9 protein-coding genes are annotated in these 13,891 nt (G+C 75.5%); 8 read left to right on the top strand and 1 reads right to left on the bottom strand.

All coding sequences use genetic code 11. The features are described from left to right. The first annotated feature begins 35 nt into the window (after positions 1-35). From E5225_RS13960 to arr, 7 genes are all read left to right on the top strand, one after another. Complete coding sequence (locus tag E5225_RS13960) at positions 36-1,067, top strand: aldo/keto reductase (protein ID WP_135972436.1); 1,032 nt, start codon at positions 36-38, stop codon at positions 1,065-1,067. A gap of 359 nt (positions 1,068-1,426) precedes the next feature. After that, positions 1,427-3,574 carry a DEAD/DEAH box helicase gene (locus E5225_RS13955; protein ID WP_135972435.1) on the top strand — a complete coding sequence of 716 codons (2,148 nt, stop codon included), beginning with the start codon at positions 1,427-1,429 and terminating at the stop codon, positions 3,572-3,574. A gap of 174 nt (positions 3,575-3,748) precedes the next feature. Further along, positions 3,749-3,907: a hypothetical protein gene (locus E5225_RS17590; RefSeq protein WP_166435901.1), complete on the top strand. Its 159-nt coding sequence runs from the start codon at positions 3,749-3,751 to the stop codon at positions 3,905-3,907. An 89-nt stretch (positions 3,908-3,996) separates the two neighbouring features. Beyond that, positions 3,997-5,001 (top strand): MsnO8 family LLM class oxidoreductase, encoded by a 1,005-nt coding sequence (locus E5225_RS13950; protein WP_135972434.1) that lies wholly within the window; start codon positions 3,997-3,999, stop codon positions 4,999-5,001. A gap of 192 nt (positions 5,002-5,193) precedes the next feature. Further along, positions 5,194-10,968 (top strand): DUF7927 domain-containing protein, encoded by a 5,775-nt coding sequence (locus E5225_RS13945; protein WP_135972433.1) that lies wholly within the window; start codon positions 5,194-5,196, stop codon positions 10,966-10,968. A gap of 53 nt (positions 10,969-11,021) precedes the next feature. Then, a complete protein-coding gene (locus E5225_RS13940; RefSeq protein WP_135972432.1) occupies positions 11,022-11,573 on the top strand; it encodes a DUF4334 domain-containing protein in 552 nt (183 codons plus the stop codon). A gap of 265 nt (positions 11,574-11,838) precedes the next feature. Continuing rightward, positions 11,839-12,279, top strand: a complete 441-nt coding sequence (gene arr / locus E5225_RS13935) for an NAD(+)--rifampin ADP-ribosyltransferase (protein WP_135972431.1) — start codon at positions 11,839-11,841, stop codon at positions 12,277-12,279. A gap of 176 nt (positions 12,280-12,455) precedes the next feature. On the opposite strand, the gene E5225_RS13930 is transcribed toward arr, so the two are convergent. After that, entirely contained in the window at positions 12,456-12,911 is a 456-nt protein-coding gene (locus E5225_RS13930) for an NYN domain-containing protein (protein WP_135972430.1), read from the bottom strand. A 99-nt stretch (positions 12,912-13,010) separates the two neighbouring features. Here E5225_RS13930 and E5225_RS13925 point away from each other — a divergent pair, with 99 nt between their 5' ends. Then, positions 13,011-13,883: a L,D-transpeptidase gene (locus tag E5225_RS13925; RefSeq protein ID WP_243738113.1), complete on the top strand. Its 873-nt coding sequence runs from the start codon at positions 13,011-13,013 to the stop codon at positions 13,881-13,883. The last annotated feature ends 8 nt before the right edge of the window (positions 13,884-13,891 follow it).

The raw sequence follows: 13,891 nt of genomic DNA, 5'->3' as shown, positions 1-13,891 counted from the left end.
TGGGTGGTCCGATCCGCGCCCACCCAGGAGGACCCATGCAGTACCGCACCCTCGGCCGCAGCGGCACCGTCGTCTCGACGCAGACGCTCGGCACGATGACGTTCGGCGCGGAGGCGGACGAGGAGACGTCGCACGCGATCCTCACGCGGTTCGTCGAGGCGGGCGGCACGTTCGTCGACACCGCCGACGTCTACAGCGCGGGCGTGTCGGAGGAGGTCATCGGGCGGTGGCTGGCGCAGCACCCGACCGAGGCGCGTCAGCTCGTCCTCGCCACCAAGGGTCGGTTCCCCATGGGCGACGGGGCGAACGACCTCGGTCTCTCCCGCCGCCACCTGCGCGACGCGCTCGACGCGTCCCTCCGACGCCTGGGCGTCGACCACGTCGACCTCTACCAGGTGCACGCCTGGGACGCCCTCACACCCGTCGAGGAGACGCTGCGCTTCCTCGACGACGCGGTGACGGCCGGCAAGATCGGCTACTACGGCTTCTCCAACTACCTGGGCTGGCAGCTGACCAAGGCGGTGCACGTCGCCCGTGCGCACGGCTGGTCGGCCCCCGTGACGCTCCAGCCGCAGTACAACCTGCTCGTCCGCGACATCGAGCACGAGGTCGTCCCCGCCGCGCTCGACGCCGGCCTCGGCCTGCTGCCGTGGTCCCCGCTGGCCGGGGGCTGGCTCACCGGCAAGTACCGGCGCGACGTCGACCCCACCGGGGCGACGCGGCTCGGCGAGAACCCGCAGCGGGGGATGGAGGCGTGGGCCGCCCGCAACGCCGACGAGCGGACGTGGCAGGTGCTCGACGTCCTGCGCGAGGTCGCCGAGCAGCACGACGCCTCGATGTCGCAGGTGGCGCTCGCGTGGCTGGCGGAGCAGCCGGCGGTCACGTCGGTGATCCTCGGCGCGCGGACCGTCGAGCAGCTCGACGACAACCTCGGCGCGGCCGACCTCCGGCTCTCGCCCGACGCGATCGAGCGGCTGACCGAGGTCAGCACGCCGCGGGTCGACGACTACCCCTACGGCAAGGCGGGCGTGCAGCAGCGGAACCGGTCCATCACCGGCGGGCGCTGAGCGGCCGAACCGCGTCGCCGCCGCCGCCGGGAGCCTGCCGGTACGGCGGTCGACGCCGTGAGTGTGTCGCGCGGGGGCAGGGCCGCACGGCGGTAGGCTGACCTCAGCCGGTGCTGAACCAGGCCCGGGGCGATCGTGCTCCGTGGTGGTGTGCCTGACGCCCGGTCGCGCGGCACCACCGGCTCGGCACGGACCCGCGCGAGACGCCGAGGGCGATGCCGTGACGTCGTCGCCCGTCGGCGCACGTCGTCGACCCGGGCGCGTCCGCGCCCGAGACGGGGCGCGTCCGGCGGTCCGGGCGGCCTCGACACGCACTGCTGCACCCGCTCGCCCGACGGGCGCGGTGCGAAGGAGGAGAAGTGGCACGAGCAGGCGGCCAGCGTCGGTCCGGTCGCGCGCGGACCGAGCCCGGCGCTCAGCGCCGCCGCCCCCCGCGTCCCGCGGAGGACGGCATCATCCCGGTGCTGGCGGAGGTCGCGCGCGGCGTCGACCGCTCGGTGCAGCGCGCGGCCGCCAAGCCGTCGGTGCGGACGAAGTTCCACGTCGTGGCGCTGCTCGTGCGCGAGGAGCGGGCACGGCTGACGGGCGACAGCGCCCTCACCGACGGCCGGCGGTCCAAGCAGCTGGCCCGGCTGGACGAGGTCGCGACGGTGCTGGCGCGGACGGCGGCGCGGGACACGTCCCTGCTCGCGCTGCTCGCCGAGGACGTGCGCCTGTCCGACGCGGCGCGCGCGTACAAGGCGACCCTCATGCGCGCCGGCGGCCTGGAGCCGCCCGACGAGCCCGCGCCCGCCGCACCGGCCGCCCCGGAGCCGAACGCCGAGAAGCGGGTCGTGCCCCAGTCGGTCATCTCGTTCCAGCGGGCGAACCCGTTCCTCGCGCCGGACTTCGAGGGTGCGGCGCAGCGGATCGCCGCGCGCCCCCGTCGACTGGCCGGCTGGGAGCTGCTCGAACCGCTCTTCCGCTCGTTCGAGGAAGCCGGCCCCGGCGCCCCCGCCTGCATGCCGCTGCCCGAGCCGCGCGTCGTGCCGACGCCCCCCGGCCGCGAGCTGATGCGCCACCAGGCCGAGGTCGTGGCAGCGGCCGCGCGCGGCCACCGCACGTTCCTGCTCGCCGACGAGCCGGGCCTGGGCAAGACCGCCCAGGCGCTGCTCGCCGCGCAGGCGGCCGACGCCTTCCCGCTGCTCGTCGTGGTCCCCAACGTGGTGAAGACGAACTGGGCGCACGAGGTGGGGCTGTGGACGCCGCTGCGGCGGGCCACCGTGGTCCACGGCGACGGCGAGCAGGTCGACGCCTTCGCGGACGTCGTGATCGTGAACTACGAGATCCTCGACCGGCACGTGGGCTGGCTCGGCGACCTCGGCTTCCGCGGCATGGTGGTCGACGAGGCGCACTTCATCAAGAACAAGTCGTCCCAGCGCTCGCAGCACGTCCTCGCGCTGTCCGAGCGCATCCGCGCCCGCACGTCGCGGGCGCTGCTGATGGCGCTCACGGGCACGCCGCTGATCAACGACATCGAGGACTTCCGGGCGATCTGGCAGTTCCTCGGCTGGATCGACGACGAGAAGCCGCTCGGGCGGCTCATGACGGCCCTGGAGGACACCGGCCTCACCCCGGCGGACCGCGGGTTCTCCGCCGCGGCCCGCACGGCCGTGATCGACATGGGCATCGTGCGCCGCCGCAAGATCGACGTGGTCGCCGACATCCCCGCCCGCCGGGTCGCGGACCTGCCGGTCGAGCTCGACGGCGCGGCCGGCCGCTCGATCCGCGCCGCCGAGGAGGCGCTCGCGCGCCGGCTGGTCGGCCGCTACCGCGCCGCCCTGGAGGCGCGCACCGGCGACCCCGGCGTCGTGGGGCTCGACCTGGACCTGGCGCGTCGCGTCGCCGCGGCCGAGCTCAAGGACTCGAGCGACAAGGCCGGCGGCGAGAACGTCTTCACGATGGTCCGCCGGATCGGCCAGGCGAAGGCCGGGCCGGCCGCGGACTACGCCGCCCAGCTGGCCCGCAACGTCGGCAAGGTCGTGTTCTTCGCCAAGCACGTCGACGTGATGGACCAGGCCGAGCAGACCTTCGCCGACCGCGGCATCCGGTACGCCTCGATCCGCGGGGACCAGACGCCGCGGGTCCGCGAACGGAACGTCACCGCCTTCGTCGACGACCCCGAGGTGTCCATCGCCGTGTGCTCGCTGACGGCCGCCGGCGTGGGCCTGAACCTCCAGGTCGCGTCGAACATGGTGCTGGCCGAGCTCTCCTGGACCGACGCCGAGCAGACCCAGGCCATCGACCGCATCCACCGGATCGGCCAGTCCGAGCCGGTCACCGCGTGGCGGATCATCGCCGCGCAGACCATCGACGCGAAGATCGCCGAGCTCATCGACAGCAAGGCGGGGCTGGCCGCGCGGGCGCTCGACGGGGCGGCGCAGGAGGACGGCGGGTCCACGGACGTGCAGCTCGAGGCACTGGTCGCACTGCTCACCGACGCATGGGCCGCGGACGGCGGACGCTGACACGACCCGCGCCCCGAGGGGTGATGGGCTGAGCGGATGCCTCGAGTCGCAGTCGTCGACGCCGGGATCATCGGCCTGTCCACCGCGCTCGGCCGGGACGCCTGACCACCTCTGCCGCGCGCGGACGGCGGGCGGGCCGTACCGTCGTCGGCACCTCGAGGACGGGAGACAGCCATGGGATACCTGGGCAAGGCGATGAAGAGCGGGCTCGCGATCAAGGCGGCGCAGATCGCCCGGCGGGAGATGTCGAAGCCCGAGAACCAGCGCAAGGCCAAGGAGCTGGTGAGCAGGCTCCGGAACCGCGGCGGCGCGCGGCCGTCCGGGCGGCCCTGAGCCGGTCCGGCCCGCGCGCCTGACGACGCGGAGGTCGGCGGCGTCCGGCGGGACGGAACAACCGTCCGCCGGGCGGCGCTGCACCCGTCGTGATCGACCCCGACGTCCGCCTCTCCCTGCTGGACCGCTCCCGCACGCGCGTCGGCGAGACCGACGCCGCCGCGCTCCGCGGCACCGTCGCACGCGCGACGCGCGCCGAGCGCTTCGGGTACGACCGGTTCTGGGTCGCCGAGCACCACGGCGTCCCGGGGATCGCGGGCGCCGCTCCGGCGGTCCTGCTCGCGGCGGTCGCCGGGGCGACGACGACCGTCCGCCTCGGCTCGGCCGGGGTGATGCTGCCGCACCACCAGCCGCTCGTGGTGGCCGAGCAGTTCGCCACGCTGGCCGCCTTCGCGCCCGGTCGCGTCGACCTCGGGCTCGGCCGCTCGCCGGGCTTCACGCCGCCGGTGCGCCGGGCCCTGCGGGAGACCGAGCGGGACTTCGCCGCCGACCTCGCCGAGCTGCGGGGGTTCCTGGACGGGACGGCGGAGATCACCCTGCACCCGCAGCCGGACGGGCCGGTGCCGATGCACGTCCTGGCCACGGGGACCGGGCTGCAGGTCGCGGCCGCGCTCGGGCTGCCCGTGATCGTCGGCGGCCCGCTCCTGGGGGTGGGCGGCGACCCCACGCCGGGGCTCGAGGCCCTGGCCGCCTACCGCCGCGACTTCACGCCCTCCCCGCAGCAGCCGGAGCCGCGGGTGGCGATCAGCCTCGACGTGCTCGTCGCCGACACCGCCGCGGAGGCCGCCGACCTGCTGCTGCCGGAGGCGTGGGCGATGGCCCGGAGCCGGACCACCGGTGTCTTCCCGCCCCTGGAACCGGTGGCCGCCGTGCGTGCCGCGGCGCGCACCCCGCGCCAGCAGGGGTACCTCGAGCAGACCGCTGCCGCGGCGATCGCCGGCACGCAGGCCCACGTGGAGCGGCGCCTCGCCGAGCTCCTCGACCGCACCGGCGCCGCCGAGCTGGTCGCCGCGGGCAGCACGTTCGACCGCGCCGCCCTCGCCGCCTCGGACGACGCCCTGGCCGCGCTGTTCGGCCGCGCGCGGACCGGGTGATCTCCGCCGGTCCGGGAGGACGAGCCCGGGCCCGCGACCACGCGTTCCCCGCCGTCACGGGCCCCCTGCGCAGGGCTGCCGCCCGCGTCCGGCACCTGCGCTTTTCGCTCGGAACGTCGGATTCCTCCCTTCCGGTGTACGTTCGAGGTCGCACCGTCGGCGGTGCGTATTCCGTGCGACCGGGGGGACGCCATGGAACACAGGTCTGGGCGCGCGCTGCGCGCCGTCGCTGCACTGGCATCGGCGGTGCTGGCCTTCGGGCTCGCCGGCGCGGCGTCGGCCCAGGGGCTGAGCGCCGGGGGCGTCCCGGCAGCGGTGCCGATGGCGGTGCCACCGGCGACCGGCGACAACGCGGTCATCACCGTCCGGGTGGGGGCCGACCGCCAGGGCACGACGGGTGTCTCCGGCCTCGCCGGGGTGACGCTGCAGCTCTACGACGGCACGACCGAGCCCACCACGCCGGTCGCCGCCGACTGGGCGACGTGCGTGTCGGACGCCGACGGTGACTGCAGCTTCGTCGTCCCGGACACCGAGCCGGGCGCCTTCGGGTGCTTCCTCGGCGCGGGCGCCAACTGCGACCGCAGGTTCTGGGTCGTGCAGACCGGCGTGCCGTCCGGTTTCACCGCGAACGCGACGCTGCGCACGGGCAACGGCGACGGCACGGGCTCCCAGCTGACGGCGTACCGGTTCCGCACGGGCACGACCCTGCGCGCCGGCAGCACGTACAGCTCGCAGTCGGCCTTCATGGTCGGGACGGGGAGCACGAACCGCACCGCGTCCGGCGGCACCTGGCAGCAGTCGAGGGTCAACCCCGCGCCGCTGCAGCAGTGCGGCCTGCGGGTCGCGCTGATCCTCGACCTCTCCGGCTCGGTGACCGCACCGCAGCTGGTCCAGCTCAAGGCGGCGGCGGACACCTTCGTCGACTCGCTGGTCGGCACGCCGTCGGAGATGGCCGTGTTCTCGTTCTCCAACGCCAGCCCCGCGACGGGCGCGACGCAGAACTACCCCGGCCTCACCTCCATCTCGACGCAGGCGAGCGCCGACGCGGTCAAGTCCCGCTACGCGGCGTGGACGTCGGGCGGCGGCACCAACTGGGACCGCGGCCTCGCCGCCGCCGCCGAGGCGGACGCGTCCTACGACATCGCGGTCGTCATCACCGACGGGGACCCGACCTTCTACTCGCAGCCCGCCGAGGGCCCCGGCAACTTCAACCGCTTCCGCGAGACCGAGAACGGCATCTTCTCCGCCAACGCCGTCAAGGCGCAGGGCACCCGCGTCCTCGCCGTCGGTGTCGGGGCCGGTGTGAGCGACCCGACGACCGCGCAGAACCTCGCCGCGATCTCGGGTCCCGTCCGGTACGACGGCACGAACTCACAGGCCGCCGACCACTACCAGGTGTCCGACTACACGGTCGTCGGCCAGGCGCTGCGCCAGCTGGCGCTCGGGGAGTGCGCCGGCTCGTTGTCGGTGGTCAAGCAGATCGTCGGCTCGGGCGGCGACGTCGCGAGCGCCACGCCCGCTGGTGCCGGGTGGACGTTCGGCGCGTCCACGACGTCGACCGGCGTCACGCTGCCGACGCCCGGTGCGACGACGGACGCGTCGAGCGCGGTGAACTTCCCGATCACCTACGACGCCGGGACCACCGCGGGCACGATCGAGGTGCAGGAGGAGCCGCAGGAGGGCACCGCCCTGTTCCCCGTCGACGGGGCGAACGCGGTCTGCACGGACCTCGACACGGGGCAGCCCGTGGCCGTCACGAACGCCGGGGCGACCGGCTTCTCCGTGGACGTGGCGAGCACCGCCGCGATCAGCTGCACGGTCTACAACCAGGTGGCCGGGCCCGCCTCGGTCACGGTCGACAAGCTGTGGGTGATCAACGGCGCCGACCCCGTGCCGGAAGGCGGCCAGCCTCCCGGCTTCACCTCGCAGCTGACCCTCACGGGCCCCGGCGCGGCAGGCGCGACGCCCCAGGCCTGGAGCGTGACGCGCACGGGGTACGTCGCGGGGAACACCGTGACGGTCCAGGAGGACCTGACGCTGCAGACGCCGGAGGTGGACCTCGACCTCTGCGACGTCGCGGAGGCCGAGGTCGTCGAGGTCGACGGTGAGCCCGTGACGCCCACCCCGGTCACCGGCGCGGGGTACGACGTGACGCTCGCGGAGGGCGACAACCTCGTCGTGATCCGCAACACGATCGACTGCGAGTCCCGGCTGACGCTCGCGAAGAACGTCGAGGGCAGCGCGGCGCCCACCCTCTGGGACCTCGCCGCGTTGCCGGCACCCGGCGCGCCCGCGGGGCAGCTGCCGGGGCCGAGCGGGCAGGCGGGCAGCGCGGCAGTGACCGAGCAGGTGGTGACGGCCGGCGTGCCGTACCAGCTCGCGGAGTCGGGCGGTCCGGCGACCTACGTGCAGGTGGACCAGCGGTCCGACCTGCAGGTGTACCCGCAGTCGACCGGGTCGTGGGCGTGCAACCGCGTCACCAGCGCGGGGGAGGTCGTCCCGGGGTTCACCGACGGCCTCAACGGCGGCGTCACGGTCCCGCTCGCCGCCCGGATCCTGTGCACGGCGACCAACCAGACGGCACAGCTGACGCTCGCGAAGGAGGTCGTCAACGCGGCCGGGGGCACGGCGGTGGCGTCCGACTTCACGCTGCGCGCGGTCCCGGGCACCACGCCGCCCGTCGCGGGGCTCGCCGACGTCGAGGTCGCCGGCGCCGCGCCGGAGGACGCCCAGGCGGTCGAGATCCGGCCCGGGCACCCCTACGCCCTGAGCGAGAGCGGCCCGGCCGGCTACGGCCTCACGGGGCTCGAGTGCCTCGTCGACGGCGTCCCCCAGGAGGTCACGGAGATCACGGTGGGTGCCGGCCAGAGCGTCCTGTGCACCTTCGTGAACGCCGACGACCCCGCGCAGCTCACGCTCCGCAAGGTCGTCGAGCCGGGCACGACGGGGGCGACGCAGACCCCCGCGGACTGGACGCTGACCGCGACACCGCAGGGGATCGAGGACCAGGACCCGGTCTCGGGCGACGGCGCCGAGGGCGTGACCGACGTCGAGGTCGTGGCGGGCAGCTACGCGCTGTCGGAGTCCGAGGTCGCGGGCTTCGACGCGGGCGCGTGGGAGTGCGCCGACGCGGCCGGCGGGGACGTGGCCGTCGAGGACGGCGTCGTGGCGCTCGCGAACGGCGCGGACGTGACGTGCACGATCACGAACACGGCGCAGCAGCCGACGTTGACCCTGGTCAAGGAGGTCACGAACGACGACGGCGGGGCGGCCGGTACGGACGCCTGGACGTTGACGGCGACCGGACCCACCGCCGGGCTCACCGGCGTGACCGGGGACGACGCGGTCACCGACGCGCCCGTGGCGATCGGCAGCTACGCGCTGTCGGAGTCCGGACCGGCCGGGTACACCGCCGGGACGTGGACGTGCGCCGACGGCGGCACCGAGGTGCCCGTCGAGGACGCCGCGGTCGCGATCGGCCTCGGCCAGGACGTGACCTGCACGATCGTCAACGACGACCAGCCGGCGGAGCTCACGCTGCGCAAGGTGGTGGACGCGGGCGAGTCGGGCGCGACGCAGACGGCCGCGGACTGGACCGTGACGGCGACGCCGCAGGGCATCGCCGGCCAGGACCCCGTCTCGGGGGACGGTGCGGACGGCGTGACCGACGTGCAGGTGGCCGCGGGCAGCTACGCGCTGTCGGAGTCGGACGTCGCGGGCTTCGACGCGGGCGCGTGGGGGTGCGTCGACGCGGCCGGCGGGGACGTGGCCGTCGAGGACGGCGTCGTGGCGCTCGCGAACGGCGCGGACGTGACGTGCACGATCACGAACACGGCGCAGCAGCCGCTGCTGACCCTGGTCAAGGAGGTCACGAACGACGACGGCGGTACGGCCGCCGCGGGCGCCTGGACGCTCACGGCCACCGGCCCCACCGCGGGCCGGACCGGCGTGACCGGCGACGCAGCCGTGACCGCCGCACCGGTCGCCATCGGCAGCTACGCGCTCACCGAGTCCGGACCCGCCGGGTACACCGCGGGCGCCTGGACGTGCGCCGACGGCGGCACCGATCTGCCCGTCGAGGACGGGTCGGTCGCGATCGGCCTCGGCCAGGACGTCACGTGCACGATCGTCAACGACGACCAGCCGGCGCAGCTGACCCTGCGCAAGGTCGTGGACCCCGGGACGACGGGATCGACGCGGACGCCGGCGGACTGGACGCTGACCGCGGCGCCGCAGGGCATCCCGGGTCAGGACGCCGTCTCGGGCAACGGCGCCGACGGCGTCACCGACGTCGACGTCTCGGCGGGCAGCTATGCGCTCTCCGAGTCGTTCGTGCCGGGTTTCGAGACGGGCGAGTGGGGCTGCGTCGACGCGGCCGGTGCGCCGGTCGAGCTCGACCAGGGCTCGCTCCCGCTGACGAACGGCGCGGACGTGACCTGCACGATCACCAACACGGCCGTCCCGTCCACGCTGACCCTCGTCAAGGAGGTGACCAACGACGACGGCGGCACGGCGCAGCCGCGCGACGTGGTCCTCACCGCGACCGGGCCCACGGCGGTCCTGACGGGCCGGACCGGGGACGACGCGATCACCGCCGGACCCGTGGCGGTCGGCAGCTACGCGCTCACCGAGGACGGGCTCCCGGGGTACACCGCGAGCGAGTGGGCGTGCGGCACCGAGGAGGAGGACCTGCCGGTCGAGGACGGCGTGGTCGCCATCGACACCGGGCAGGACGTCACCTGCACGCTCCTCAACGACGACCAGCCGGGGCGGCTGACGCTGCTCAAGGACGTCGTGAACACCGGCGGCGGCACGGCCGTGCCGACCGACTGGACGCTCGCGGCCGACACGTCGGCGCAGGCGATCTCGGGGCGCACCGGGGACGCGGCCGTGACCGACGTCGAGGTGCCCGCCGGTGCGTACACCCTGTCCGAGACGGGCGGACCGGCCGGCTACACCGCGTCGCCGTGGACGTGCGAGGGCGGCACCCTCGAGGGCGACACGGTCACCGTCGCCAACGGGGAGACGGTCCGCTGCACCGTCGTCAACCAGTACGCGCTGCCCCTCCTGACGCTCGTCAAGGTGGTCGTCAACGACGACGGCGGGACCGCGTCCCCGGCGGACTGGACGCTCACCGCGCAGGGACCGGAGACGGTCTCCGGCGTCCCTGGCGAGAACGGCGCGGCAGTCACCGCGTCGCCCGTCGCACCCGGGAGGTACGTCCTGACGGAGGAGGGTCCCGGCGGCTACACGGCGGGATGGGTGTGCGTGAACCGGGGCGAGCCCGTCGCGCTCGACGGCGACGCGCTCGACCTCGCCGCCGGCGACGACGTCACGTGCACGGTGACGAACGACGACTCCCCGGTGCCGCCGCCGCCCGCGTGGACCGCCGTCAAGGAGAGCGACCCGCCGTCCGGGGCATCGGTGCAGCCGGGCGACGTCATCACCTACACGATCCGGGTGGAGCCCGTCGGGGGCGCGAGCGTCGACGGCGTCCTGGTCGTCGACGAGCTCGCGGGCGTGCTGGTGGGCGCGACCCTGGTCGAGGGCAGCATCGACGCGAGCGCGGGGACGGCGTTCCCGTCCGGCACCCGGCTCACGTGGCTCCTGCCGACGCTGCAGGGCGCGCAGACGCTCACCTACCAGGTGCGGGTGGACGACGGCGTGAGCGGGGTGACGCTGCGCAACGTCGTGACGGCCCCCGGGGCGGAGCCGTGCGACCCGACGGTGCCGGTGACGCTCGCCGTCCTGGTGGACCCCACGGACGACTGCCGGTCGACGACGCACCCGGTCGTGACGCCGGAGACCCCGCCGTCGTCCGGGTCGTCCTGGACCACACCGGCGCGGCGGGCGCCGTACTGGCTCGCGGCCACCGGCGGCACGGACGCGCCGCTCGCTCTGGGCGCGCTCGCGCTGCTGGCGACCGGTGCCGCGATGACGTGGGGCGTGCGCCGGAGGAGGTCGTAGGAGGTCGTAGCGTCGTCCTCCACCGCACCGCACGCGACGGAGGAGCCCTGCCGATGCCCGACTCCACCGCACGGCTGGAGGCACTCCAGGACGGCGCCGACCCCGGCGCCGTCCTGGACCTGCTGGACACCCTGGAGCCGGTCGGGATCGACGGGCTGCTGGGCCGGTGGGCGGGCCGCGGAATCCCCACCGGGCACCCCTTCGACGGGCTGCTGGAGGCGCTCGGCTGGTACGGCAAGCGCATGGACACGGCCGACGTCGTGCACCCGCTCGTGTTCCGTGGCGCGCGCGGGCGGCTCGTGAGCATCACCCCGACGCTGCTGCCCGTCGGCCCCGCGCTGCGGCTGGCGCCGGTCGTGCCGCGAGCCGTCGCGGCACGGGCGTTCGCGCTGGTCAGGCCGCTGCTCACGACGTCGAGGCCCCAGGCGCGCCTGCGGACGGTCACCTACCGGGGCGTCGCTTCGGCGGCGATGGTCTACGACCGGCTGCCGATCATCGACGTGTTCCGGCGCGTCGACGACGACACGCTGCTCGGGGTCATGGACCTGCGCGGGCAGCCGCACCCGTACGTGTTCGTGCTGCGGCGCGAGCGTTCCGCGGGCTGACCTAGGCCGGCCCGCCGGCCAGCAGGCGGTCACCGGCGATGCGGGCCATCGCCCGGACCCGCGTGCGGCGGCCGAGCAGCCGCGCGACGCGCGTGCGCGCTGGCGTGCCTCGACACGGCCGTCGAGACGTGGATGCGGACCGACCGCGCCCGTGACCTTGAGGACCTGTGGCTCGAGGCCGTCGCCGCCGTCCGGGGCTTCCCGCCGCCGGGCCGGCGCCCCTAGGGTCGTCGGCGTCCGCTCCCGGCCCGACGACGGGGTGCCCATGACCGACGCGACCGACGCGACCGATGCGGCCGCCGGGGTGGACGACCCCGGTCCCTTCTTCCACGGCACCAAGGCGGACCTGCGGGTCGGCGACGTGCTGGAGCCCGGCCGGCGCTCGAACTTCGGCACCGGCCGGGCCGCGAACCACGTCTACGTGACCGCGACGCTGGACGCCGCGACCTGGGGTGCAGAGCTCGCAGCCGGCGACGGACCGGGCCGCATCTACCGCGTCGAGCCGACGGGTCCCGTCGAGGACGACCCGAACCTCACGAACACCCGGTTCCCCGGCAACCCGACCCGCTCGTACCGGACGCGCGAGCCGGTGCGGGTGGTCGGCGAGGTCGAGGACTGGGAGCCCCACCCGCCCGAGGTGCTCGCGTCCATGCGCGCCCACCTCGCGGAGCTCGCACGTCAGGGCGTCGAGGCGATCGACGACTGACCCGGCGCGCTCGGCGCCCCACCCACGCACGCCCACCCACGTCCGCCCGCCCACGCCCGCCGCGCCGGGCCCAGGCACCGCGCCGAGTTCGCTGGTGCGGCGCCGAGCTCGCTGGTTCTCCGCGGCGACCTCGAGGTGCAACCGGCGAACTCGGCGGCGAGGGGGGAGGGGTCGGGTCAGGGGTGGTGGGTGTCGAGGAGGTCGCGCAGCCAGCCGGCGCCGCGCACGTGCGCGCCGAGGGCCTCGACGCGTCGGCGCAGCTCGCGGTCGGAGGTGACGACGAGGACGTCACGCGCCCCGTCCGCGTCGGCGGGCCCCTCCGCGTCGGCGGGGCCGACGGCGCGGGTCGCCGCCGCCACGACGTCCACGATCGCCGAGTCCCCGTCGCGCTCGGCGCGCACGACCTCGATCGCGTCCCACGAGCCGCGCGCGTCGGACGCCCGTCCCTCCAGCACCACGACGACCCGCCGCCCGGCGAGCTCCGGGTCGTCGACGGCCGCCGCCAGCCCGTCGAGCAGGCGCGCCGCCGCCCCCGCACGGTCCTTCCACCAGCCGTCGGGCCGCGCGCCGACCACGTTCGCGGCGTCGACGACGAGCGTCCCCGCGTCCCGCCCGTGCTGCGCACCCGTCACCGTCCGAGGTCTACCCGACCGTGCCGGTGGTCCGCCAGGCGGCTGGTCCGTCCGTGGCCGCGCGTGGCAGGCGGCGGCGCCGACGCGCACGATGTGCGGGTGAGGGGTCGGGTGCGGGCGTGGGCCGCCGCGGCGGTGGGCGTTGTGGTGCTGGCGTCCGGCTGTGCGCAGCAGCAGGTGGAGCGGCCCGTCGTCGTCGTGCGCGCACCCGTCGCGGTGGCCAAGGCAGCGACGCCGGAGCCGCCGACGCCCGCGCCCGCCGACCTGGCCGCGCTGCCGACGATCGACCCGGTGACCGTCGTCCCCGGCCTGCCCGGGGCCGACGGCCTCGAGCAGCGCCGCAGCGACGACGCCGCGTTCGGCACGTGGCAGACGGCGACCGTCGTCCGGGACACCGCCGGCTACGACGCCGTGGGTGGGCGCGCGGTCGGCACGGTGCCGGCCATGACGCTCGACGTGCCGACCGTCCTGCCGGTGGTCGACCAACGGGGCGGCTGGCTGCGCGTGCTCGTCGCGAGCCGCGGCGCGCTGCCGAGCCAGGACGTGACCCAGGTCAACGGCCGCACCGCGTGGATCCGCGCGGAGGACACCGTGACCTCGGGCACGAGCTGGCGCCTGCACCTCGACCTCGCGGCACGCACGCTGACCGTCGAGGACGGCACGACGACGCAGACGGTCCCCGTGATCGCGGTCGGCGCCCCGGGGTCGCCGACGCCGACCGCGCCGCAGTTCGTCGTCGGCACCTTCTGGGACCAGCCCGGCACCGCCACGCCCCGCGTGGTCCTGCTGTCGAGCCAGAGCGAGACCCTGGACGCCTACGACACGCGGACCGGCACGTCGGCCACCGCCATCCACACCACCCCGTACGCCCGCACGGGCGCGATCTCCAACGGGTGCGTCCGCGTCGGCGACGACGTGCTGGACCTGCTGTGGCACAAGGTCCCGGCCGGGACGATGCTCACGGTCGCCTGACCCCCCGC

This window comes from Cellulomonas shaoxiangyii (assembly GCF_004798685.1).
GTDB lineage: Bacteria > Actinomycetota > Actinomycetes > Actinomycetales > Cellulomonadaceae > Cellulomonas > Cellulomonas shaoxiangyii.
This window is presented reverse-complemented; position numbering and strand designations above follow the sequence as displayed.